This window comes from Actinokineospora fastidiosa (genome assembly GCF_014648415.1).
Taxonomy (GTDB): Bacteria; Actinomycetota; Actinomycetes; order Mycobacteriales; family Pseudonocardiaceae; genus Actinokineospora; species Actinokineospora fastidiosa.
Map to the genome: position 1 here is coordinate 1,369,393 of NZ_BMRB01000002.1, position 24,023 is coordinate 1,393,415.

Sequence of the window (24,023 nt, forward strand, 5' to 3'; positions counted from 1 at the left end):
AGGCCCGACCTCAGACCAGGGCCATGCAGCGGTCCCAGTCGGTCTCCACGGCGAGCGTGTGGAGGTTCAGGGCGACACCGGGTGCTCCCCGCAGCAACCCGGGGTTGTGAAGGTCTGCTTGCAACGCTGCGGCGAGGTGCGTGGTCACAACATCGGCCAGACCGGGGTTGAGGGAGTCCTGGGCAGCACGCCACGCCGTGCGGATGAAGCCCGCGGTCCCATGGCACAGGCCACTTTCTGTAAGCCGTGCGGAGTCCTCAATGCACCGAAGCAGGGCACCTTCCGCTTCCTGTCGCCGATCGGCCCGTCCTGTCACGACCGCGGCGAGTTGGTGGGCGCGAGCCACTCCAGGTGTCCCGTAGCACCACGATGGGCGGTCAGAACGGCGAATTCCCGTGGCGGTGACGACTTCCGGCCACGTCAGGTCGGGTTGCCGCCACCGATCCAGCCAGTCGGTGATGGCGTGGATGGCGTCGAAGTGTCCATCGACGACCACGCCCTGGCGCGCTGCGATGGCCAGCAGGGCCAGCGGCCCGGCGATGCCGTGCGCGAGCCCGAGGTTGCCGTGCCCGCCGATGGTGCTCGGCCCTCCGTTGGGGGCGTGATGAACCCACCAGGGCGGCAGAGTGTCCGCTACGGCAAGGGGTTGGGTGAGCCGGACAAGGTAGGCGAGGACATCTCCGGTGATGGAATGCCGCGGATCACGACGCAGGTGGTGACAACCGAGTCCTGTCAGCCCCTGGATGAGGTCGTACTCGGCGAACGCAGGCCGCCGTCCCTGCTCCATGCGCTGATGGGCGGCACGCAAGCGTTTGTAGGTGAGATCGGTGACGGCAGCGTCGAGTGTGCGCAGGGCGCGCTGGTAGCGGCGAGAGTCGTCGGCGGCGGAGTGGAGGACGAACGCGAGGGCAGGGGCCCCGGTGAACAGCCCGGCCGTGTCGGTGACATCGGCTCCCGGCTCGATGGCGCGGGCGAGCCAGGCGTGCGCGGTGGCCCAGTCGCCGTGCCCGGTCCGCGCTCGCTCCGTGTGGAGGAGGGCGATGCCCGCGGCGCCGCCGCCCAGCGAGCCGGGTGGCGCGTCGGAGGGCAAGGCTGCCGGATCGGCCCAACGCGCGGCGATGCGCTCAACCACCTCCGTCGCCTGCGCCGTGAACCACTCAGGCAGGGTCACGGTGGTTGCCCTCGGCGTGCGAGCCAGCTGAGCGCGAGTGCGCGAGCGACCTGGTGGGCGACCCGTTCCCGCTCGGCATCCAGGCCGAGGACCCGCACGCAATGCAGATGCAGCAGCGACGGCATCACTCCATCGGGATCAAGCGCGTGCTCGACACGCCTGCCGCGGTAGTCAGCGAGAGCCTTCTGCCTGCGCACGAGCGCCACATCGCCCGACGGGTCGAGGGCCGCGGCCTGCATCGCCACCCCGGGCAAGTCGCGCGGAGGAGCCGACCGCGGCACATGGTCGATGAGCCAGCGCAGACCGGTTCGGGTGTCGCCGTGGAAGTGAGCCGCGATCTCGGCGACGCCCGCCGCCGCGAGCGCCACCGGTTCGGTTCGCGTCACGCGTCTGCGAACGGCGATCGTGGAGTCGGCGACGAACACCGCCTCGGCCGCGGCCAGAACCGGACCGTCCCCGAAGCGCCCGACTTCGGGGAGATGGGTGTCGAACTGGAGGCGGTTCGTCAGACCACGACGCCGCAGGTCGTCCACCCAGTCGGCGATCCGGCCGACCACCGGTTCCCCTTGCGGATGACGGAAGCGGACACGGAGGTGGTCGTCGGGATCACGGTAGGGCAGATACCACCAATCGAGCGCGTCGAGTTCGCTGAGGCGGGCGAGGATGGCGGTATGGCTGCCAGGATGGGCGTAGATCTTGGCGTGGAGCCACTCGTGCCTGGTGGGCAACCGGGCATGCTCGGTCCTGGTCGGGCAGGCGAGGACCCGATGGCGCCCGCCAGGCGGCTTGCGCGCGACCAACGGAAGAACGATCTCGTGCGCGTGCCCGTCGAGCCAGTCGTACGCGTCGCGCGGGGGCGCCTCGATGAGCGTGACCGTGCCATGACGGCGTAGCGCACGGTGCACCTGTCGGACGTGATGGTCACGGGTGAGGTCCAGGGTCAAGCGCTGGTCGCCCTCGGCGAGGACGACGGTCTCCGGGACCGCATCACGGCCGCGCCGGTCATGGGCGAAGTCGTCCGCCGTGACCCGCCAGCGCGCCGGGGCCAGCACGGCCTGCCCGTACCGAACCCGGGGCAGAAACGGCAGCCTGCCCGCGATCCCCCACGGAAGCATCGCGGGATTGGGGGAACCGGCCGTGGCGATGTCGCTGAGCAACCGCACCAAGGGGTGCGCGCGGTGGGTGAGCTCCACGGCGTTCAGCACCCTGGGGTGCACCACGTCGCCCGTGGTCAGCGAGACCACGTGCAGCCGGTGCGAGGTGCCCCACACCGCGAGGTCGGCGATGGGGACCGTGCCCGGACCGGGAAACTCGGCGACGTGCACCACCTGCGGCAGCGACGCGGACACGCGCGCGACGTTCTCGGTGGCGCGGTAGAGCGGCGGGCCGGAGACCTGCAGCAAACCCGGCTGAGGCAGGGCGGAGTAGGCAGCGATCATGCGATTGCGGTCGGCTTCCTCGAGCAGGTCGAGGAAACGGCCGGTCAGGGTGCCGACGGCGCGGGAGCCGCCGACCACCGCGAGGGTGAAGTCACCTTGGTCGAGCTGGGCACGGGAGCGGGCGTGCAGTGCGAACGTCAGCTCCAGATCAGGCACTGAGGTTTCGGTGGCCAGTGCGGCGATCGTGCTGTCGTCGAGCACGATCTCGGCGGCTCCGGTCCGCACGGCGTCGTACGCGAGGAGCAGCATCCGGGTGTCGGCCTCTGTTGCTTCGGGATCGCGGACGCTGTCGCGGTAGCCGTCCGGGTATCCCAGTCCGGTGTCGGCGTTGACGAGATCATTGATCGGCACGACCGCGCCAGGGCCGTACCGCTCCAGGAACCGCTGATGGAACCGCTGGAAACGGCCGGTCCCGGACGAGGCCAGCCGGGCGAGCGCGGTGGCGGCCGCCTCCGCGACCAGGCCGACTGACCGTGGCAGGACAAGCGTTCCCCTGAACGCCAGGTCCGCACCGAGGTAGCGCTCGGCAGGCGCAACAGCACGCATCCGCTCGGTTAACTGTTCCGCCTCAAGCGGTTTGCCTCCCAGGCAGGCGATGTCTTGATGAAGGGAGCCCAGTTCATGGCGCAGGTCGGCTTTCTCCGGCAGAAAACGCAGGACATGACCGAGTGGGTCGGTGTCGGTCATCGCGGGACGGAGTTCGGTCACCAGCAGGGTGTGCCGGATCAGTTCGGCGGCCAGGGCGTCGACAGCGCCCTCCGGCGCCGAGGGGAACTCCGACCTCAGCGCGCGGAGTAGTTCGGTCATCGGCAGCAGCGCGGCCGCGATGCGCTGAACAGCGCGCACGACAGCGGTGTGGCGAACCGAGACCTCGGCGGCAGGCTCATCGCCGGTCGGCACCTGGTTGAGGACGAGCCTGCCATCCCGCACGAATGCCAACGGGTTGACCACCACGCGCGCGTTCAGATCCGTTCGCGCCTGCACGAGATCACCGACAGCGGCGAGCCAACGGGCATCGGGCCGGTACCTCGGCACCCGTCTTCGGAGATCGAGCGTGGTCGAGCCGACACCGATCCGGGCTGGGGCGACCCCGGCGAACAGGCCGAATGGCGTCGCTCGTGTCGTTGACCGCAGGCGGTAGCGCATTATCGCGTCACCCAGCCTGCGGTATCCGCGAGCGGTGAGAACGGCGCCTGCCCTGACCTGCCGGACGCGGTCGGCCAACTCGGGGCTGGCCAGTGCGACCGCGGCCGCGAACCAGTCGTCCGACCACACAGCGTCGACCCACGCCCGCCATCGCACCGCCCCCGCGTCCGGGTCAGGCGGCGCGGTGTCCGGGGCGGGAGGCTGCGCGGTGACCCGGACGACGGCGGCGTCGATCGCGCGGTAGTGCTCGTCGGACCTGCGTCTGGCGGCCTTGTCCCGACCGGCAGAACGTCTCGCCACGGTCAGTCGTCACCGTCGGTGCAGCTTGCCGCGCAGGCGCTGTCGCAGGTGTGGCCGCAGCCGTCGTTGGAGTGGCAGTGCCGTCCGGAATCCCCCGCCCCGCTCGGCCATGCGGCGGAGCGGACCACCACGACGTCGAGGTCGAAGTCCAGATCGTCGGCGGTGCCCGCGGTGGGCGTCGACGGTGACATGGTGCCTCCTTGTGTCCTCACCCTGGTCGCTCGCCTTCCGTGCGAGTCGGCCAGGAGACCACGAACCGACTGTGGTCGCGTTGCAGAGCGAACCCCGGGGCCACCCGGTCCACGGTTGTGGACGCGGGATACACCGAGATGCGCGCGCCTGGCCCATGGCGGTGGGTGCGGTCCCACTGGCGGATCAACCGAACCCACTGATCGCCGAGCACGGCCGCGTCGCCGCCGTGCGCGAAGACGCCCAGCTCGAACCGGCCCGTGTCGGGGACCTTCCTGGTCACGCGATAGGCCAGGCCGTGATCGCTGTAACAGGCGGGCGCGCCCCAGAGCGCCCACCGGCTCACCAGCTTCGCCTCAACCGCCGACCGCAGAGCCACCAGGGTGCCGAACCGGTCGGTATGGGTCGCCAGGTACAGGTCGAGGTCGTCGAACGGTTCTTCCCCGGTGACCGTGACCCCGGACCACACCGGGAAACGGGGCTGGCTCAGCGCTTCGGCAAGGGCGGCGGGGTCGACGTCGATCGCGCCCTCGCTGCGCAGTCCGGCCTCTTCATCGCCCCACAACGACACGAACGCGTCTTCGTGGGCTCCGGCTCCCTGCATCGCCACGAACCCGGCCTGCGCGTGGCCCCGGTCGACCAGGACGCCCCGGGTCTTCTCCAACGCGACGACGCGGGTCATCCCCCGCAGGCGCACCGGCACCACAATGCGCCCGTTCTCCGCCAACAGGTTCCACCAGGCAGGCGGGATGTCCCACGCTCCCGCCGTGACGATGACGCGGTCGAAGACACCCGGCACTCCGTTTTCCGCATCCCCCAACAGCACGCGCACGGTGTCGTAGCCGGTGTCGTCGAGGAATCTCCGGGCACGGTCGACGACCACGGGATCGATGTCGATCGACACGACAGCGCCCTCCGCGCCCACCATCTCCGCGATCAGGGCCGCGTTGTAGCCGCCGGACCCGATCTCCAGCACCCGCATCCCAGGCCGCAGCGCCGCCTGCTCCAGCATCATCGCCTGGATCGCCGGGGCCGAGACAGTGCTCACCACAGCGTGGTCCGCGTCCCGCCTGACCACCACGGATTGGCTCGCGTCATAAGCGGAATCGAGCGGGACACCGGGGGTGAACTTGTGCCGAGGAACCTTCAGGAAAGCCCGCTCAACAGGTTCGGTCCGCAGCGCCTTCAACTCCCGCAGCCGCGAGACCATCGCCGCCTTGAGTTCGTCTGAAATGTCGTGAGTCTCGATGGCACAACCACCGCCAATCCCGTGACCGATCATCGCGCCATCCTCCCAACACCGCTCCCCGACCGGAGCGATCCAACGCGCCTGAAACATCAATCGGGCGACGGCAACCACCCGACCGGGCACAACTCGCGATCGTTCACTTAACAGTTATAGGCGGCCAACCTTCACCGAGGAGCACGCTCATGATCACGGTAGCGCAAGGGAAGCAGCCGAGCGAGACCACCCACCCGCCAGGCAACTCCGCACAGGGGGACAGCCAGTGAGTTCATAAGATTGACTCAAATACCACTCACACGCACCCCCTTCGAGGCTGAACGCCTTGTCGATCGCCCGTCACCTGAAGGCGTTACAGCCATCGCGCGGCGTCAAGGTGAGAATCACTCGATGAATGCCATTCTGCCGCCAAGTTGCCGGGCATGCGGTCTCGCGAACCACACCACCTCACGTCGATCGAGCAAACCTGCCGACTCACCCCTCCTACAAACCAGACCCATCACATCGTCGCCGTAGTCTGTCGCGCGATTATTAGGCGATCTCACGATAGTCAACTAGCCGAATACCGACACTGAGCCGAGTCCAGCCGCACGGCGCCCCGGTTCGCCTTGTGCCAACCATGGCCAGCCCGCGCGCGATCGCACTGCACGCCCGCGACGGCAGTGGCGCGCGGGCGTCTAGCATCCGCGCATGGATATGGCCACAGAGGACGACCTCGTCATCGAGTTCTCGCCGCCCTTGATCGCGTTGCTGCTCGCCGCGGAGCGCTCGAAGGGTGGTCCGCTCACGGAAGAGGAGGTCCTCGCCATCCGGGACGGGGCGACCTGCATCCGGTCGCCCCGGTCGTTGGCCGAGGCGATGGCGGAGCGGCGCGGATATCCCGACCTCGACCCGGAGCTCTGCTGGGAGCAGTGGCAGGCAGTGCGGACCGAGCTGGTGGGACGAACGTCCAGGAACCAGACGCATTAAGGGCGGCCATGAGACCACTCACCTTCAGCGACGACAAGGGCAACGAGCAGACGTGGCTCCCAGGTGGACCGCAACCCGCCCTCGACGCGTTCCAGGAGTTCCTCAACCGACACCGTGACAACGACAACGCGGCGTTCGGCATCGAGGATGAGGAGAACGAAGAGGCGCTGTTGCTCCTGTTCGAGGTCGGGGCCGCCTGCCGGATCAAGGGGACGCAGAACCCGAGGACCGAGTACCGCCTCATCACCAACAGCGGCGACTACCGCACCCAGGCGGCCACCTTCATCCGCGGCGGTTTCCCCGCTCTCGACCGCCGCGGCCCTTGGCTGCCCGACATCCCCAGCCTCGCCCGCGCCCGACTCCGACTCGAGTTCGACGAGTCCGTCCTGCGCCGGACCCACCCGCGCGAGCTGCGCCGCAGGCTGGACATCCTGACCCGCGTCGACGGGCGGGAGCCGACGACGACCGCCGGGGTGACGCACTTCGGCTTCGGCAACGGCGGCGGCGACACCGTCAACGCCTGGTTCACCGCCGACGGTCGCGGCCTCGTGGTGACCTTCGACCACACCAGCACGCTCAATTCCTACGAGGACCCGCGCGCGCAGGCAGCGCTGTACGACGGCGTACCGGCGGACCTTCTGGCTCTGGCAGGGAACGCGCCGGAAACCGTGCTCACCGTCCCGCATCCCGACGGCGGCACCCTCGTGGCCGCCACGGGCGTCTTCACCTTCTCGGGTCCCTGCGCCATGGCGGAAGGCCTGGTGTCCCGCCTGCAGGAGGCCCGCTTGGGCGTCGAGGCCACCGGGGTCGGCTGGCTGTTGGAGGACTTTCTCGCGATGGAGGACTTCACCCCCGAAGCGGTCGCGGAGACAGTGGGCTGGTGGAGCGCCGAGGACATCGCGAAAGGCTTCGCCGCGACCACCGCGCCTGAGCAAGAGCAGACGCCACCCGACCGGGAGGCGGTGGACCGGTTCTGCCAGCTCTGGGCGGACTCCGGGTACAACGACCGCTGGGACGTGCACTACGTCCTCTTCGACAGCCACACCCTCGAGGAGACAGGCGAGGCGCGGAACGAGCTCCTGGGGCTGATCCGGACACTCGGGCTCGAGCGCGTCGACGCCCCGCCGGGCGCCGCCAGCGGCGAGGTGTGGGTCCGCTCAGACCCCCGTATCGACGCCGAACTCGGGCACTGGGCATGAGGTCGCGGCCATGAGCGAAGTCGTCTTCACCCGGGAGAACGGCTGGCTCCCTCGGGTGATCCGCGCGGACGGCGGGCTGTGGCTCCAGCTCGGCGCCGGAGCCGACGCCAACCACGACCCCCGCACGTTCGCCTTCCCCGTCTCCGCGGCACACCTGGCGGTGATCAGGGACGACCTGGTCCGGCACCTGCTGCTGTGGAGCGCGGTCCTGCCCCTGTGCGCGGCCGCCGGGACCCGAGGTCCCCTCGACGAGAGCGCGGCGGTCGCGCTGCTGGACCCGATCCTCCTCGGCCCGCCCGATGACGTCGAGTCGTTGTTCCGCCGCATCCCCTGGGACAGACGCCAGCTCGTCGCCCAGGGCGCGGACATCGACCTGCTCGAACGCGGCGAGGTCTTCGCCGCACTGCGTTCCGCGACTGCGGCGTCCGACTGGCAGCGCGTCCACAAGTACGACGCGGACCGTGACCGCGCCCGGCGCGGTGTCCGCCTCACCCCGCTCGACGCGGCGCTCCTCCAGTACACGGGCCGCTATCTCCACGGCGGGAGGGTCCCGACCCGGGAGCCCGACGCCGTCGACCCCGACCTGCTGCCCGAGGTCATGCGCGTGATCGCCACCGCGGAGCAGGCGTGCGCCGGAATGCGACTCTCCCCCGAGCGGCGGGGCGGCCGGGACTCCGGGTGGAAGCGGATCGAGCAGAAAGTCGACCGTGCCGTCCGCCGCGCGCATCCCAACCTCACCGACGATGCCGTGCGCACGGTGAGCTTCCTGATGTGCTCCGAAGCCGCCGCCCGCGCGCGAAGGTCTTGAGACCGGACGACCCGTCGGCCTCGGCAAGACCTCGCGTCCCCCGCACTGCCTCCCGGGCGGCCGGATGATTCAGCCGTGACTGTAGTACAGCGGACGCTGTATGGTTCTGGCCATGCTGAAGTGCGAGACGCGGGAGGACGCGCTGGCCCGGCTGGGCAAGGCGCTGGCCGACCCCACCCGCTGCCGCATCCTCGTCGGCCTGCTGGACGGGATCAGCTATCCCGCCCAGCTCGCGGACCACCTGGGGCTGACCCGCTCGAACGTGTCCAACCACCTGTCGTGCCTGCGCGGCTGCGGCCTGGTCGTGGCCACCTACCAGGGCCGTCAGGTCCACTACGCCCTGGCCGACGCCCACTTGGCGCGCGCGTTGCGCGAACTGGTCAAGGTCGTGTTGGCCGTGGACACCGCCGAACCCTGCCTCAATGACGACCAAGCCGTAACCGGGGATGTGGGCACATGAGCGAGAACACCAGCCACATTGGGGTGACCGCGAGCGCCTGTGCGGACGGCTGCTGCGCCCCCGCCGTCCCGTCGCGGGGCACAGCCGACCCGAAGCGGCGGGCCGTGCTCACCCGGCGGGTGCGGCTGCTGGTCGCGGCCACCATCGCCTACAACGTCATCGAGGCGGTCATCGCGATCACCGCCGGGACGATCGCCTCCTCCACCGCGCTGATCGGCTTCGGTCTGGACTCGGTGATCGAGGTCGCCTCCGCCACGGCCGTGGCCTGGCAGTTCTCCGGCGCCGACCCGGAGAAGCGCGAGCGGACGGCGTTGCGGGTCATCGCCGTGTCGTTCTTCGCGCTGGCCGCCTACGTCACCATCGAGTCCGTGCGCGCCCTGGTGGGCGCCGAGGCGGCCGACCACTCCACGGTCGGCATCGTGCTGGCGGCGGTGTCCCTGCTGGTCATGCCGTTCCTGTCGGCCGCGCAGCGCCGCGCCGGACGGGAGCTGGGCTCGGCCAGCGCGGTGGCCGACTCCAAGCAGACCCTGCTGTGCACCTACCTCTCCGGCGTCCTGCTGGTCGGCCTGCTGCTCAACTCCCTGCTCGGCTGGTCCTGGGCCGACCCGGTCGCCGCCCTGGTCATCGCCGCCGTCGCGGTCAAGGAAGGCCGCGAGGCCTGGCGCGGCCAACACTGCTGTTGACCATCACCCCGGTCGGAGTTCCGGCAAGGCGGACAGCACGGCCGGCGGCTGACCGAGGTGCACGACGCCCAGCCGCCGGGTGGCTCTGGTCATGGCGACGTACAGGTCGTTGTGGCCCAACGGTCCGGCCAGGATCCCGGCCGGATCGGCGATCAGGACCGAGTCGAACTCCAGGCCTTTCGCCTGATCGGGGGTCAGCAGCACGACCTTGCCGGTCAGGTCCGGCGGGATGCTGAGGGACAGTTCGGCGGCCAGCGACCCGATGTGGGCGCTCGGGGCGATGATCGCGAGGTGGCCGTCGGTGTGTGCCTCGGCGAGGTCGGCGACGACCGTGGGCAGCTCGGCGGGGGTGGTGCCGATCCGCCAGGGCTCCTCGCCGGTCGAGCGGACCGAACGCGGTGGCGGCGTGTCGGGGTGGTGGGCGGCGAGCAGGTCGGCTGTGGCGGCCATGATCTCCATCGGTGTGCGGTAGTTGACTGTGAGCGAGGCGAGCCGCCAGCGGTCCCGCACGTGTGGCCGCAACACGCGGTCCCACGAGGAGGTTCCTGCCGGGTTCCCGGTCTGGGCGGGGTCCCCGACGATGGTCATCGACCTGGTGGGACACCGGCGCATGAGCATCCGCCAGGCCATCTCGGACAGTTCCTGCGCCTCGTCGACGACCACGTGTCCGAACGTGACGCGGTCGCCGCCCTCGCCGATCAGGGCGGCGGCCTCGTCCAGCAACGGGATGTCCGCGGCACTCCAGCCCTCGGCCCGCTCCCCCACCACCTGCTGCGGGGTCAGGGGCGGCCACAGCGCGTCGAGCGCGGCCCGGACGCCGCTGTCGGCGATCAGGGAGTCCCGCAGAGCGGCGCGGTCGGTCTCGTCCAGCAGGGTCCTCGGGCCGTCGTCGTGGTCGATCAGGACGCCCGCGGCGGCCAGCGCGCGCAGCTCGGCCTCGCCGAGGCTGCCGTCGGCGCTGCCGCCGTCGATCGCCTCGCCGGTGTCGGTGAGGACGACCGTCTCCATATCTTCGATCAGGCGTTGGGCGAGCACGTCCACGATCTCCCGCTCGAAGACCAATCTGGCCTGGTTGTGCGGAAGCCCGGTCTCCCTGGCCCTGCGCATGGCACGTGCGCAGGCGCGCGGGTCGAGCCGCAGCAGTTGCTGCTCGAACTCGACGTCGACCGGGTCGTCCGGCGGCCGGACCCGCGACCGCACCGCCGCCGCCAGCCGCTCGGCCATGACCGCGCGGCCCTTGAGCTCGACGACGTCGGGCGGGTCCACCCGGCTGACCTCGACGCCCGGCCCCAGGTCGGCGATGGTCGCCGTCACCACGCTGTTCTCGCCGAGACCCGGCAGGACCTGGCCGATGTAGTCGAGGAAGACCCGACTGGGGCCCACCACCAGCACACCGCGCGTGCGCAGGTGCGGACGGGTGTAGAGCAGGTAGGCGACCCGGTGCAACGCGACGGCCGTCTTCCCCGTGCCGGGACCGCCCTGCACGACCAGCACACCGTCGGCCCCGTGCCGGATGATCCGGTCCTGTTCGGCCTGCAGGGTCGTCACGATGTCCCGCATCCGCCCGGTCCGCTCCGCGGTCACCGCCGCCAGCAGCGCGGCCTCGCCGACCAGACTGCCGTCGCCCGCGCCGTCCGGGTCCAGCAGCTCGTCGTTCACCGCCACGACGGTCCGGCCCCGCGTGGTGATGCGCCGTCGCCGCCGCACGTCCTGCGGAGCGGCCGCCGTGGCGGTGTAGAACGCCTGGGCCACCGGGGTGCGCCAGTCCACCAGCAACGGTTCGTCGCCCTCGTCCCGGAACAGGCCGAGCCTGCCGATGTAGACCCGCCGACCGTCGCGCATGTCCAGCCGCCCGAAGCACAACCCCTGCTCCACCCCGTGCAGCCGGGTCACCTCGGCCTGCCAGACGGCCGCCGTCTCCCGATCGCCGTCGGCCCGCCGCGCCGCGACCAGCCGCTCACCCGCCTCCTCGCGCATGGCGTCCAGACGGGCGTACAGACCAGCGACGTACTCCTGCTCGATGGCGAGCTCACGGTCGGTCACGCGTTCCCCCACGTCGACGACCAGCGCCGTCGAGCCTGCACCGCGACACCCCGAAGAAACAGTCTTGTTCTTCCCAGCGCCGTCAGCCGTCAACGCGCGAGGATGGCGGGCATGACGTTGCCTGCACTTCCCGAAGAGACCTTCCAGCGCGTGCTCTGCGTCGTCGCGCACCCCGACGACATGGAGTACGGCACGTCCGCGGCCGTCGCGCGGTGGACCGCGCGCGGGATCGAGGTCGGCTACCTCCTGCTCACCCGGGGCGAGGCGGGGATGCCGAACCCGCCCGAGGAGACTGCCCGCCTGCGCGTCGCCGAGCAGCGAGCGGCCTGCGAGGTCGTCGGCGTCCAGCACCTGACCGTCCTGGAGCACCCGGACGGCGTGCTGGTCTACGGGCTGGACCTGCGGCGGGACATCTGCCGGGAGATCCGCCGGTTCAAGCCCGACGTCGTGCTCGGCTCCGGGTTCGAGATCGAGACGCCCTACGGGTTCGACCAGGCCGATCACCGCGCGGCCGGGCTCGCGACGCTCGACGCGATCCGCGACGCGGGCAACCGGTGGGTCTTCCCCGAGCAGATCGACGACGAGAACCTCGAACCGCACTCGGCGCGCTGGTACATCGTCCCCGGGCTCGGGGACTCCGCGACCCACGGCGTCGACGTCACCGGTGAGCCGCTGCGCCGCGGCGTCGCCTCGCTCGAGGCGCACGCCGCCTACCTGGCCGCCCTCCCGGACCACCCCGCGCCCGAGGAGCTGATCCCGATGTTCACCGCGATGAGCGGCAAGGCCATGGGGGTCGAGCACGCCGTCCTGTTCCGCGCCCACGACCTGCAGGCGCCGCCGGAGTTCTTCACCGAGGACTGACCGCGCCGCCCAGGCGTTCGGCGAGGAAGGCCAGGATCTCGTCGCGCGCCCGCACCGTCGGGTGGCCCTCCTCGTCGACGAGGTGGGCGGTGACGACGCTGTGCGGGCAGGCGACGAGCTCGCGGAAGAACGGCGGCGGGTTCGGGTTGGCCACGTGGCCCGGGAGGACCCGACCGTCGAAGGCGTCGCCGAGGAGGTCGCGGTAGGCGGCGAAGCGCTGAGCGGTGCACCACCGGTCGTTGTCGAAGCGGTAGGCGAGGACCGTCAGCCCGTCGCGCTCGACGCGGTCACGCAGCGCGGCGGCGTCCTCGGGGCTCAGCTCCAGGCCGCCGGGGTCGTCCAGCGGCAGCGCGGGGTGGTTGACGACAGGGGCGACCACCGCAGGTTCGAGCGCCATCGCGAGCGCGAAGTTGCCGGTGAAGCAGAGCCCGATCGCGCCGACGCCCGGGCCGCCGCACTCCGCGTGCGCCTGCGCGGCCAGCCCGCGCAGCCAGCTCACGACGGGGCTCGTGCCGCCGCCCGCGAACACGCGGAACTCGGCGCTGACGCAGGCCCTGCGCATGATCCGCTCGCCGTGGGCGGCGGTCGGGTAGGCGCCGTCCACGCCGAAGAGGGACGGCAGGTGGACGGTGAACCCGGCGTCCCTGATCCACCGTGCGAACCGCACGACGTCGGGGCTGATGCCGGGCATCTCCGGCATCAGCACCACCGCGGGCCCGGACCCGCTGACGTGGACGGTCTTGCTGACCCCGTCGACGTCGACGAGGCGCGCGGTGAAGTCCGAGAGGGCGTCCGGTTCGGTCGTCATGGCGGCATCGTGCCGGGGTGGTCGAGGTCGCGGACAGGGGCGAGATCGCCACATGTCGGGGTAATCTCGCCACCGTGGTCGGTCCTCGCGTCGGTGTGCTCGCGTACCCGGGCTGCTTCGCGTCCGAGGTCTACGGGGTGCCCGATTTGCTCACGATGGCCTCGCACGTGGCCGATGTCGAGCCCTACGCCGTCACGGTCCTCTCCCCACGGCGCCGGGTCGTCGCCGCGGGCGGCACCCCGATCGCGGTGCGCCCCATGCGGGACGTCGATGTCCTGGTCGTGCCCGGTTTCGAACTGCACCCCCGGCTCGACGTCGACACCGTCGTCGCCCGCCTCCGACCCGAGATCGACGCGATCAGGACATGCGCGCTCGCGGGAACCGCCGTCGTGTCGATCTGCGTCGGCGCGTTCCTCGTGGCCGAAGCGGGCCTGCTGGACGGCCGACGGTCAACGACCTCATGGCTGTTCGCCGATGAGTTGGCACGCAGGCACCCCCGCGTCGACGTCCACCCCAGCGAACTGGTGATAACCGACAGCGGAGTGACCACCACCGCCGCCTTCAGCGCGATGTACGACTTCGCCCTCGACCTCATCCGCAAGCACCACGGCGCCAAGGTCGCCAGGACAACCGCCCGAATCGCCCTAGTCGACGACGCCCGATCAAGCCAAGCCCCCTACGTCGACGCCGGTTTGCTGGCCACCACAGGAACCGCCTTCTCCCAAAGCGTCAAACGCTGGCTGGACCACCACCTCCGCGACCCCTACGACCTCACCCGCCTCGCCGACACCTTCCACGTCAGCACCCGCACCCTCCTCCGCAGATTCCGGGCCGAGACCGGCACGACCCCCCTGGGCCACCTCCAGGCCACCCGCGTCCGCAGGGCACGACACCTCCTGGAGACGACCGACCGGACGGTGACCGCCATAGCCGCCGAGGTCGGTTACCGCGACCCAGGAACCTTCACCACGATCTTCACCCGCCTCACCGCCTGCAAACCCAGCACCTACCGCACGACTTTCCGGCGGTCCCGCGCGTAATCCCCTGGCACCGCCCCGAAGCCTGCAATACGACGTCACTCGACAGCCTCATTCGTCAGGCTCTTCAAGAACCCGCCGAACGCGCTGGTCTCGACCGACCGTCACCGGGCCTCTACCCGGTAGCTGATCGACAGGTGGCCGAGCACATCGCGGCCAACGCAAGCGTCCACTTCGTACACCTCCCGCAGACGCTCCCCCGTCAGAACCTCCTCCGGTGTCCCATCCGCCACGACCGCGCCATCGGACAGGAGGACAAGTCGATCGCAATACCGCGCGGCCATCGCAAGATCATGCAGGGCGACCAACACCGTCTGGTCGGACGACGCCAGCAGCTCCATCAAGTCGAGCTGGTGCCGGATGTCGAGATGGTTGGTCGGCTCATCCAACAGGATCGCCCACGGCCGCTGAGCGAGCGCCCGGCCGATGTGCGCCCGCTGCCGCTCGCCCCCCGACAACGTGTTCCAGTGGCGGTCTCGCAACCCCGTGAGGTCGACGTGCTCGAGAGCGGCGTCGACGATCGCGTGGTCCGCGGCGGACAAACCGCGCCAGCGGTCGCGGAACGGTGTCCGGCCCAGGGAGACGACGTCACCGACCCGCAGATCGCTGTCGCTCTCGGCGGCCTGCTCGACGAAGGCCAGACGCTGGGCGACGCGTCGGGCGTCCCATCCCGAGATGTCCTCGCCGTCGTGCCGGACCACCCCGGACGACGGCGCCCGCAGCCCCGCGATGCAGCGCAGCAGCGACGACTTCCCACACCCGTTGGGACCGATCAGCCCGACGGTCTCCCCCGCGCCGATCTCCACGGTGACGTCACGGACGATGGCCCGCCCGTCCACCCCCCAGGTCAGGTTCTCGGTCGCGAGCCTCACAGCTCACCCCGCCTGCGCAGCACCAGCAGGAAGATCGGCACCCCGACCAGCGCGGTGAAGACGCCCACCGGCACCTCCCTCGGCGCGAACGCCACCCGAGCCAACGCGTCCACCCACACCAGGAACACCGCGCCCGCCAACGCGCTGGCAGGCAGCAGGATCCGGTGCAACGGCCCGAGCAGGAACCGGACCGTATGGGGCACGATCAGCCCCACGAAGGCGATCGCCCCGACCGAGGCCACCACGACCGACACCAGCAACGCGGTCGTGACCAGCAGCAAAGCCCTGGTCCGCCGCACATCAATCCCCAGCGAGGCGGCGGTGTCGGCGCCGAAGGCGAACCCGTCCAAGGCCGTCGAGTGCAGCCACAGCACCACCAGGCCCACCCCGCAGACGATCGCCGTCACGGCCACCGAGTCCCACCGCGCGGACGCCATCGACCCGAGCAGCCACGACAGGACCGCCCGGGTCGTGTCGGCGTCACTGGAGGCCATCAGGATCAGGTACGTCACCGCCTCGAACAGCAGGCCGATGACGATCCCGGTCAGCACCACCCGCACCGAGCCCAGCCCGCGTTTGCCCAACAGCGCCAACAGCAACGCGAACGACCCGAGCGCCCCGACCAGCGCGCCCCCGGACACGCTGAGCGCCCCGCCGCCCACCCCGAGCACCACGACCAGCACCGCGCCGGTGGACGCCCCGTGCGCGACGCCGAGCAGATAGGGATCGGCCAGCGCATTGCGGGTCACCGCCTGCAATACGGCGCCGCAGACCCCGAGCGCGGCGCCCACCACGGCGGCCATCAGCACCCGCGGCACGCGCAGGTCCCACACCAGCGAGTCGAGCAACCGGGGCAGCGGTTCGACGTCGAGACCGAGGTGACCGCCCCACACCCGCCCCAACTCGGCGAATCCGATGTCCCCGCTGCCGATCACCATCGCCACGGCGAGCGAGACGGGCAGCACCACCGCGCCCAGCGCGAACCACCCGCCGCCTGCGCGCCGCGCGGAACCCGAGGGCGCGGTCCGGGGCTGGTCGACGGCGGCGGCGGGGTGCAGCACCGGAGGCAGCCCGCCCGTCCGCGACGCGCTACCGGGCATAGCCGAGGTCCCGCATGCCCTTCGCCACCAGGCCGAGGGTGTTGACCGACCGCACCGACGGGTCCATCTCGATGCCCGGGACCCGGATGATCCGGTTCTCCCGCACCGCCGTCAGCTGCGACATCGCCGGGTGCGCGCGCATCATCGCGATCTTCTCGTCGGCGCTGTCCCCGGGCGCGCCGCGCTCGGAGAGGTCCCCGACGACGATCACGTCCGGGTCCCGCTCGGCGATCCGCTCCCACGACACCTCCGGCCAGGACTCGGCCACGTCGTCGAAGGCGTTCTCCGCCCCGACCAGCCCGCTCATCTCGCTGGGCACGCCGATCCCGCCCGCCACGTAGGGCGTGCCGTTGAACGTCGAGTACAGCCACAGGATCGTCGGTTTCCCCGACACCGCCGCCCCGGTCTCGGCCGCCGCGGTGACGACCGCCCGCTGCTCCGCGATGAGTGCCGCGGCGCGCTCCTCGATCCCGAAGATCCGGCCCAGCGCCTCGTAGTCGGAGAACAGCAGGTCGAACGGCGTCATGTCGGCCGGGTTCTGCTCGGGGCAGTCCGTCGCGCTCACCAGCGACGGCAGGCCCAGTTCGGCCAGTTCCCCGCGGGTGCCGGAGCGGTCGGCGGTGTACTGCGCCTTGAAGGAGGCGACGACGAAGTCCGGGGTCGCGGCGAGGACCTGCTCGCTGGTGGCGTTCTTGGGCGCCAGCACCGGCACCTTGGCGTAGTCCTCGGCGTACTCGGGCGCCACCTTGGTCTTCACGTTCGCCGTGCCCACCATGCGGTCGACAAGGCCCAGCTCCAGGAGCGTCTCGGTGGAGGACTGGTCGAGGGCCACGACCCGCTCGGGCGGCGCGGCGAACCGCAGCTCCTGGCCGCAGCTGACGACGGTGACCGCGTCGCCGCCGGGCCCCGGCGCGGAGGCGGCGGGATCGGCGCACCCGGTGAGGCCCAGCACCAAGGCGGCTGTGAGACCTGGCAGGGCGCGTCGTGTCATCGGTGTCTCCACTCGGGCTGCTGGGCGGGTCGCGGTGTGGTTGTCGGGCGGGGCCGTGCGCCGGTTCCCGCGGGATCAGCGGGCGTCATCGGTGCGCAGGGTCAGGATGCGGACCGCGCGGTGGCCGGTGTGCGGGTCGCGGCCGTGCCAGCAGCGGTAGTTGTCGATGGCGAGGATGTCGCCCTCGGCGAGACCGATGCGGGGCAGCTCGGGCTCGATCGCGCGGACGCTGTCCCGGAAGCGGTCGAGCATCGCGGTGATGTGCCCGGCGTCGCGGTCGCGGTGCAGGGGCACGGCGCCGTCGGTGCGGCGGGCGATGCGGCGTCCGGTGCGGGTGTACTCGACGTGGCGGGCCACCCGGGGTGTCGCGGGCAGCCCGCGCAGTCCGGCCCACGCCCCGTAGAGGTCCACGTCCTTGCCGGTGAGGAAGTCGAGGAGCTCGGCGTCGGCGCGGGTGTCGAGGTAGCGGTACGCGTCGAGCACGAACGACCGGCCGCCGTCGGGCGCGGGGCGCACGCACTGCACGAGCACCGCGTCCTCGTCGGGATCGCGCCTGCGCGTGGGGACGCCGCCGATGTCGACGACCTGGTCGAAACTGTCGGCGTGCAGGTGGACCGCTCCGCCGTCCTCGGAGGCGCGTTCCCGCATGGGGAACAGCCGCCGCAGGCGTTCCCCGTACAGGTGCGCCGCGGCCACCGCGAGCGCGTCGGCGGTGGCGGGCAGCCCGGTCAGGACGACCGCGCCCCTCTCGGCGAGCCGCCGCCTGGCCTCATCGACGTCCCGCGCGTCGACCCGGGCCGCGTCGACACCCAACTGCGCTGTGCTCACCGGCTCTCTCCCGTGCTCCGTGCGAAGTGGCGGGTGGTGGGGACCAGCGCGGCCGCCGCGGGGGCGAGGAAGCAGACGGCGGCACACGTGCCGAGCACGGCCGTCACCCCGAACAGGTCGATCGCGGGGGCGATGAGCACCAGCCCGACCGGCGCGAGCCCGTAGGACATGAGGAAATCCAAAGAGGACACCCGGGCCAGCTTGTCCGGCGCGGCCTCCCGCTGCGTCGCGGTGAACCACGGCACGTTGAACAGCTCGATCCCCAGGCCCGCGACGACATAGGCGGCGACGATCACCACCCAGGGCACGGGCAGCAGCAACGCCAGCGGCGCGAATCCGTAGCAGGCCAGCGCGGCGAGCGCCGTCCACCCCTGTGAACGGGGTCGCCACCGCGCGACCACCAGCGCGCCGATCAGCCCGCCCACGGTGTAGGCGGTCAGCGCGGCGGCGAGCACGACCTCGGTGTCGTAGCGGTCCCGGCTGATCAGCGGCAGGGCGACGCTCGTGGCCGAGTAACCGGTAGCGATCACGGCGGTCAGCGCGCCCAGTCCGGCCAGGAACCACGGATGCCGCCGCGCCTCATGGACCCCGTCGACGAACTCCCGCCAGAACGGCACCCGCGGGCCGTCCACCCTCCGCGCGGGCGCACCGCGCGGAGGGACCAACGCGGCGCACAACCACAGGAGACCGATCCCCACCAACAACGCCGTCGTGTCGAGCACGGTGGCGAGCAGGGCGGTGACGCCGGGCGCGGCCAGCGTGGTCGTGCGCGTGGCCAACGCCATCGCCGCGTTGGCCGTCTGCCGCCGCTCGACGTCGACGACCTCGGTGACCAGCGCCTGGAACGCGGGCCTGCACGCGCCCTGCCCCGCCCCCATCACCGCGGCCGCCACCGCCATCACCGCCAGCGACCAGCCGAGCCCCCACGCGATCACCGGCGCGGCCCCCGCCGCCGCCAGCCCGGCCCACAGCACGACCCCCCGCCGCGAGTGCCGATCGGCCACCACCCCCGCCACCGGCACAGCCCCCAGGAACCCCGCCGTGCGCGCGGCCAGCACGACCCCGAGCCCCGCCGCGCTCAACTCCCGCTCCAACACCGCCAACCCGAGCACGAACGGCAACGCCCAGGTCGCCAGCCCCGACGCCGTCGTCCCCACCCACAACCGGACGAACCCCGCCTCCCGGAGAACGGACCGAGCCTTCCCCCCACTCGACGTCCCCACGGCCACCGCAACCCCCACCCCAGCTATCGCCACAATCTGGCAAGAGCAATATTGCCGCGCAAAGGCCGTCTCACGTGCTGTTTGTGCCCGGAGTCACAGCCGCTGACCCCGACTCCGGTGACCCGCCCGAGCGCCTGGCGGCACCGAGTGCCTGCCCGGCACCTTCACCGCGAACCCCGGGTGCGCACTGCTCCCCCAAATCGCGTCACCCGAGGTCACACCCGATCAGTGAGGAGTGGTTAACAATTCCCAGTTTATCGTCCTGGCCTGCACAGACCAGCGGACAGAGCCGGTTGGACTATTCGGCGGAATGACTCTGTGTCGACGATCGAGGGAACATCGACCTTCCCCCTGCAACCCAGCCGAACCGAGGAGCGCGATGCGAAACCTGGGCACAACCCTGATCGCTGCGACCCTGGCGACCCTCGTCGCCCCGGCACTTCCCGCGGCCGCCACCACCTCCGCCGCTGGCTACATCGTGATGCTCTCCGACGATGCAGCAGTGTCCACAGTGGTAGACGACCACGCGCGTCGCCACGGGGTGGAGGTGACCCACCGCTACCAGCACGCCCTCAACGGGTACGCCGCGCGCATGAGCGCGACCGCCGCGGCACGGCTCGCGGCCGATCCGCGCGTCCTCCTCGTCCAGCGCGACGGCATCGCCACCACCACAGCGCAGACGATGCCGACCGGCGTCGACCGCGTCGACGCCGAGCTGAGCGCCACGGCGAAGATCAACGGCGCGGACGAGCGGGTGGACGTCGACGTCGCCGTGATCGACACCGGGGTCGACCTCGACCACCCCGACCTCAACGTCCACGCCGCGGGCGCGAAGAACTGCTCGACCGGGCGCAGCGCCGACGACGGCAACGGCCACGGCACGCACGTGGCGGGCACGATCGGCGCTCTCGACAACGCCACCGGCGTGGTCGGGGTCGCGCCCGGCGCGCGGATCTGGCCGGTGCGGGTGCTCAACAACAACGGCAGCGGGAGCTGGTCGGACATCATCTGCGGGGTCGACTTCGTCACCGCGAACGCCGACCGGATCGAGGTCGCCAACATGAGCCTCGGCGGATCGGGCGCCGACAGCACGTGCGGCACGAACCGGGACGCCCTGCACGAGGCGATCTGCCGCTCGGTGAACGCGGGCGTCACCTACGTCGTGGCCGCGGGCAACAGCGCCTCCGACGCGGAGTCCTTCGTGCCCGCCACCTACGCCGAGGTCATCACCGTCAGCGCGCTGGCCGACTTCGACGGCAGGCCGGGCGCTCTCGGCTCGGCGACCTGCCGCGACGACGTCGACGACACCTTCGCCGACTTCTCCAACCACGGCGCCGACGTCGACCTGATCGCGCCCGGCGTCTGCATCAACTCCACGTGGAAGGGCGGCGGCTACAACACCATCTCCGGCACGTCGATGGCCAGCCCGCACGCCGCGGGCGGCGCCGCGCTCTACAAGGCCACCAACCCGAGCGCCACGCCCGGCACGGTCCGGTCCGCACTGCGGTCGGCAGGCACCAGCGACTGGGACACCGCCACCGACCCGGACGGCAGCGCCGAGCCGCTGCTGAATGTCGCGAAACTCTAGCCTTGCCCGGTTGATCGGGGACGCGGCCCGGTCGATCACCCGCTGGGCGATCGATCGGGCCCGGCCCCTCAGGTGCGCATCTCGCGGGTCCGCCAGAGCACCAGGATGAAGTACGGCGTGCCGATCAGGGCGATCACCAGGCCCGCGGGCACCTGGGCGGGTGCGATGACCGTCCGGCCCACCGTGTCCGCCGCGCTCACGAGGACCGCGCCGATCGCCGCCGCGGTGGGCAGGACACGACTGTGCCTGCCGCCCACCAGCGACCTCGCCAGGTGCGGTGCGACCAGGCCGACGAACGCGACCACGCCGATCGCCGACACGGCCGTGGCCGCGAGGACGCCCGCCGCGGCCAGGATCACCAGGCGGGAGCGCTCGAGCCGCATCCCGAGCACGCGGGGTGTGTCCTCGTCGAGGCTGTGCAGGTCCAGTTCCCGGTGGTGCGCCCACAGGAGAGGGGTCAGCAGGACCAGTGCCAGGGCGGTCGGCACGACCTGGTCCAGCGTGCGCCCGTAGGTCGAGCCGGACAACCAGGTCAGCGCCTTGGCCGTGTTCCACGGGTCCGATGTGACGATCAGCAGCGTGATCAGCGCCATCCCGGCCGACCACATCGCGATGCCGATGACCACCAGCCGGTCGGAGTCCAGCCCCGACCGCCACGCCAGCCCGTAGACCAGCGCGAACGCCGCCATCGCGCCCACCCCGGCCGCGCCTGCGATGTGCCACGCGCCCGCCATCGGGACGGCGGTGATCAAGGCGATCGCGCCCAGGCCCGCGCCCGCCGTGATGCCGAGCAGCCCCGGCTCCGCCAACGGGTTGCGGCTCACCGACTGGATGCCGCAGCCTGCCACCGCCAGCGCCGCGCCCGCCACCATCGCCGCCAGCACGCGGGGCAGGCGGTGGTCGAGGACGAACGTCAGCGCGGTGCCCGTGCGGCCCGCGAACCAGTTCGCGAGGTCACCGAGAAGCACCAGGCGGTCCCCGAGCATCAGGCCCGCGGCAGGCGCGGCGAGCAGGAGCGCGCCGAGCACGGCCGCCGTCACCACGAGCCTGCGTGACGACGTGGCGACGCCGACGCGGCCAGCCGGGGCCTGGCGCGGCGCCCCGCCGGACCGGCCGCGTCGCGCCAGCCAGATCAGCACGACCGCGCCGAGGACCGTCGTCATGACCCCGGTCGGCACGCGCACCGCGGCGGCGGAGCCCATCACCGCGCGCAGCAGCACGTCCGCCCCCAGCACGATCACGACACCGACCAGCCCGGACACCGGCAGCAGCAGCCGGTGCGCGCCCAGCCCGGGCACGAACGGCGTGAGCAGGCGGGTGATCACCGGCGCGCTGAGCCCGACGAAGCCGATCGGGCCCGCGACCGTCACCGCCGCCGCCGTCAGGGCCACCGTCAGCAGGACCGCGCCCACGCGGGTCCGCCGCACCTTCAACCCCAGCACGGTCGCGTTGTCGTCGCCCAAGGCCAGGATGTCGAGCGAGCGCCCCATCGCGATCAACGCCACCACCGCCGCCAGCACGATCGGCGCCATCTGCGCGGTCGCGTTCAGGTCGCTCACCGTCAGCGATCCCGAGCCCCAGGCGAACAGCCCGGTGGTCTCCTGCTCGTACATCAGCAGCAGCAGGACCGTCGCCGACTGCAGCGTCAACATGACCGCCGACCCGACCAGGACCAGCCGGGGACTGGTCGAGCCGCCGCCGGAGAGCCCCAGCACGACCACCGCCGCGGCCAGCCCGCCGACGAACGCCGCCGCGCCTGCGGGCAGGGCGGGCAGGCTCAGCCCGAACGCCGCGATCGAGACCACGGCCAGGTGCGCGCCCGCGTTCACGGCGAGCGTGTCCGGCGAGGCCAACGGGTTGCGCGCCACCGACTGCATGCCCGCGCCCGCCGCGCCGAGCGCGACCCCGAGCAGCACCGCGGCCAGGAGGCGGGGCACGCGTGACCCCTCCAGCACCGCGAGGGTCTGCGCGTCCCCGTTGCCCAGCAGGGCGTCGAGGACGTCGAGCACGCCGGTCGACGCGGTGCCCTGGGTGAGGTGGACGGCGGAGAGCACGACGATGAGCGCCACGATCCCCGCCGTCACGACGGCGGCGCGCATCAGGCGGTGGCGGCCTTCACGAACTGCTCGGCGATCGCGATAACCGACCTCGGCCCGCCGAACGTCCACGTGCCCGGCTCCAGCTTGACGACCTTCTTGTTCACCACGAACGGAAGCCGCTGCCACACCGGGTTCCCGGCGAGGCCGGTGGTGAACACGTCGTCCTCGGAGGCGCTGTAGACCAGGAACGTCTTCGGGTCGGTGAGCGCGGTCAGACCCTCGACGTCGGTGGCGCCCAGGCCCCACTGCGGGTCGACCTCGCCGGTCCAGGCGTTCTTCAGGCCGACGGCCTCGGCGGCCTCGGAGACCAGCGAGCCCTTGCCGAACGGGCGGATTGCGACCGTGCTGCCCTCGAGCCAGCCGTCGGCCATGACGAACGGCGTGCCCGTCGCGCCCTTGGCCTCGACCGCCGCCCTGCCGTCGGCGAACGCGGCGTCCATCTCGGACAGAAGCTGCTCGGCCTCCGCGGACCTGCCGATCGCCTTGGCGATCATCCTGGTGTCCTCGCGCAGCCGGTCGAGGTTGCCGGAGGCGTCACTGGCCTCGGTGACGACGACGGGGACGTACTGCTCCAGCTGGCCAGCCAGCGTCTCGTCCCGCCCCTTGGGCATGATCACCAGGTCGGGGTCGAGCGCGACGATGGAGTCGACGCTGGGCTCGTTGCGCTTGCCCACGTCCTTCACGTCGTCGGCGAGCGGGCTGGCCGAGTCCCACGTCCGATAGCCCGCGACGTCCGCGACGCCCACCGGCATGACGCCCAGCGACGCCACGGTCTCGGCCTCGGCCCACTCCAGCGCGACGACCTTCGTGGCCGGGGAGTCGAGCGTGACCTCCTTGCCTCGGGAGTCGGTCACGGTGACCGGTTCCCCGGCCGACTGGCTCGGGGCGGACGACGGCGCCTCGGTCGTGCCGCACGCCGACAGCACCACGGCGGCCGTCAGGAGGGCAGGGGCGAGCAAACGCATG

General features: G+C 71.6%; 21 protein-coding genes. 8 read left to right on the top strand and 13 right to left on the bottom strand.

The window, feature by feature from the left end:
* Positions 1-10: 10 nt before the first annotated feature.
* From IEY98_RS16220 to fxlM, 4 genes are read right to left on the bottom strand one after another with little or no spacing between them, the layout of a single operon-like run.
* Positions 11-1,171: a lanthionine synthetase C family protein gene (locus tag IEY98_RS16220; protein ID WP_229786957.1), complete on the bottom strand. Its 1,161-nt coding sequence runs from the start codon at positions 1,169-1,171 to the stop codon at positions 11-13.
* Positions 1,168-4,056 carry a lantibiotic dehydratase gene (locus tag IEY98_RS16225; RefSeq protein ID WP_189211248.1) on the bottom strand — a complete coding sequence of 963 codons (2,889 nt, stop codon included), beginning with the start codon at positions 4,054-4,056 and terminating at the stop codon, positions 1,168-1,170. The genes IEY98_RS16220 and IEY98_RS16225 overlap by 4 nt, the downstream gene beginning before the upstream one ends.
* Before the next feature lie 2 nt (positions 4,057-4,058).
* Positions 4,059-4,247 carry an FxLD family lantipeptide gene (locus IEY98_RS16230; RefSeq protein WP_189211249.1) on the bottom strand — a complete coding sequence of 63 codons (189 nt, stop codon included), beginning with the start codon at positions 4,245-4,247 and terminating at the stop codon, positions 4,059-4,061.
* A 17-nt stretch (positions 4,248-4,264) separates the two neighbouring features.
* Entirely contained in the window at positions 4,265-5,527 is a 1,263-nt protein-coding gene (gene fxlM / locus IEY98_RS16235; protein WP_189211250.1) for a methyltransferase, FxLD system, read from the bottom strand.
* 651 nt (positions 5,528-6,178) lie between these two features.
* Here fxlM and IEY98_RS16240 point away from each other — a divergent pair.
* From IEY98_RS16240 to IEY98_RS16260, 5 genes are all read left to right on the top strand, one after another.
* Positions 6,179-6,457 (top strand): hypothetical protein, encoded by a 279-nt coding sequence (locus IEY98_RS16240; RefSeq protein WP_229786958.1) that lies wholly within the window; start codon positions 6,179-6,181, stop codon positions 6,455-6,457.
* A gap of 8 nt (positions 6,458-6,465) precedes the next feature.
* The gene (locus IEY98_RS16245; protein ID WP_189211251.1) at positions 6,466-7,656 is read left to right on the top strand and encodes a DUF6357 family protein; all 1,191 of its coding nucleotides are present in this window, start codon (positions 6,466-6,468) and stop codon (positions 7,654-7,656) included.
* A gap of 10 nt (positions 7,657-7,666) precedes the next feature.
* Positions 7,667-8,464: a DUF6357 family protein gene (locus IEY98_RS16250; protein ID WP_189211252.1), complete on the top strand. Its 798-nt coding sequence runs from the start codon at positions 7,667-7,669 to the stop codon at positions 8,462-8,464.
* Between the two features lie 112 nt (positions 8,465-8,576).
* A complete protein-coding gene (gene cmtR / locus IEY98_RS16255) occupies positions 8,577-8,924 on the top strand; it encodes a Cd(II)/Pb(II)-sensing metalloregulatory transcriptional regulator CmtR (RefSeq protein ID WP_189211253.1) in 348 nt (115 codons plus the stop codon).
* Positions 8,921-9,607, top strand: coding sequence for a cation efflux transmembrane domain-containing protein (locus IEY98_RS16260; protein ID WP_189211254.1), 687 nt, complete (start codon positions 8,921-8,923; stop codon positions 9,605-9,607). The genes cmtR and IEY98_RS16260 overlap by 4 nt, the downstream gene beginning before the upstream one ends.
* A gap of 3 nt (positions 9,608-9,610) precedes the next feature.
* Here the strand turns inward: IEY98_RS16260 and IEY98_RS16265 are convergent, their stop codons facing one another.
* Positions 9,611-11,650, bottom strand: a complete 2,040-nt coding sequence (locus IEY98_RS16265) for a HelD family protein (RefSeq protein ID WP_189211255.1) — start codon at positions 11,648-11,650, stop codon at positions 9,611-9,613.
* A 111-nt stretch (positions 11,651-11,761) separates the two neighbouring features.
* Between IEY98_RS16265 and IEY98_RS16270 the strand changes: the two genes are divergently transcribed.
* Positions 11,762-12,511, top strand: coding sequence for a PIG-L deacetylase family protein (locus tag IEY98_RS16270; RefSeq protein ID WP_189211256.1), 750 nt, complete (start codon positions 11,762-11,764; stop codon positions 12,509-12,511).
* Here the strand turns inward: IEY98_RS16270 and IEY98_RS16275 are convergent.
* Positions 12,498-13,319, bottom strand: a complete 822-nt coding sequence (locus tag IEY98_RS16275; protein WP_189211257.1) for a dienelactone hydrolase family protein — start codon at positions 13,317-13,319, stop codon at positions 12,498-12,500. The two genes, IEY98_RS16270 and IEY98_RS16275, sit on opposite strands and share 14 nt — an antisense overlap.
* Positions 13,320-13,393: 74 nt before the next feature.
* Between IEY98_RS16275 and IEY98_RS16280 the strand changes: the two genes are divergently transcribed.
* Positions 13,394-14,359 (top strand): GlxA family transcriptional regulator, encoded by a 966-nt coding sequence (locus tag IEY98_RS16280; RefSeq protein WP_229786959.1) that lies wholly within the window; start codon positions 13,394-13,396, stop codon positions 14,357-14,359.
* A 101-nt stretch (positions 14,360-14,460) separates the two neighbouring features.
* Here the strand turns inward: IEY98_RS16280 and IEY98_RS16285 are convergent, their stop codons facing one another.
* From IEY98_RS16285 to IEY98_RS16305, 5 genes are all read right to left on the bottom strand, one after another.
* A complete protein-coding gene (locus tag IEY98_RS16285) occupies positions 14,461-15,228 on the bottom strand; it encodes an ABC transporter ATP-binding protein (RefSeq protein WP_189211258.1) in 768 nt (255 codons plus the stop codon).
* Positions 15,225-16,328: a FecCD family ABC transporter permease gene (locus tag IEY98_RS16290; protein WP_189211259.1), complete on the bottom strand. Its 1,104-nt coding sequence runs from the start codon at positions 16,326-16,328 to the stop codon at positions 15,225-15,227. Before IEY98_RS16290 ends, IEY98_RS16285 begins: the two co-directional genes overlap by 4 nt.
* Positions 16,318-17,319: an ABC transporter substrate-binding protein gene (locus IEY98_RS16295; protein ID WP_189211260.1), complete on the bottom strand. Its 1,002-nt coding sequence runs from the start codon at positions 17,317-17,319 to the stop codon at positions 16,318-16,320. Before IEY98_RS16295 ends, IEY98_RS16290 begins: the two co-directional genes overlap by 11 nt.
* A gap of 75 nt (positions 17,320-17,394) precedes the next feature.
* On the bottom strand, positions 17,395-18,147 hold the full coding sequence (locus IEY98_RS16300) for a TauD/TfdA family dioxygenase (protein WP_189211261.1): 753 nt from the start codon (positions 18,145-18,147) through the stop codon (positions 17,395-17,397).
* Positions 18,144-19,304, bottom strand: coding sequence for an MFS transporter (locus tag IEY98_RS16305; RefSeq protein ID WP_229786960.1), 1,161 nt, complete (start codon positions 19,302-19,304; stop codon positions 18,144-18,146). Before IEY98_RS16305 ends, IEY98_RS16300 begins: the two co-directional genes overlap by 4 nt.
* Positions 19,305-19,749: 445 nt before the next feature.
* On the opposite strand from IEY98_RS16305, the gene IEY98_RS16310 reads away from it, so the two are divergent.
* On the top strand, positions 19,750-20,958 hold the full coding sequence (locus tag IEY98_RS16310; protein ID WP_189211262.1) for a S8 family peptidase: 1,209 nt from the start codon (positions 19,750-19,752) through the stop codon (positions 20,956-20,958).
* A 68-nt stretch (positions 20,959-21,026) separates the two neighbouring features.
* Here IEY98_RS16310 and IEY98_RS16315 read toward each other — a convergent pair whose 3' ends face one another.
* Positions 21,027-23,057 carry an iron ABC transporter permease gene (locus IEY98_RS16315; protein WP_189211263.1) on the bottom strand — a complete coding sequence of 677 codons (2,031 nt, stop codon included), beginning with the start codon at positions 23,055-23,057 and terminating at the stop codon, positions 21,027-21,029.
* A complete protein-coding gene (locus tag IEY98_RS16320; protein ID WP_189211264.1) occupies positions 23,057-24,022 on the bottom strand; it encodes an ABC transporter substrate-binding protein in 966 nt (321 codons plus the stop codon). Before IEY98_RS16320 ends, IEY98_RS16315 begins: the two co-directional genes overlap by 1 nt.
* Position 24,023: the final 1 nt, after the last annotated feature.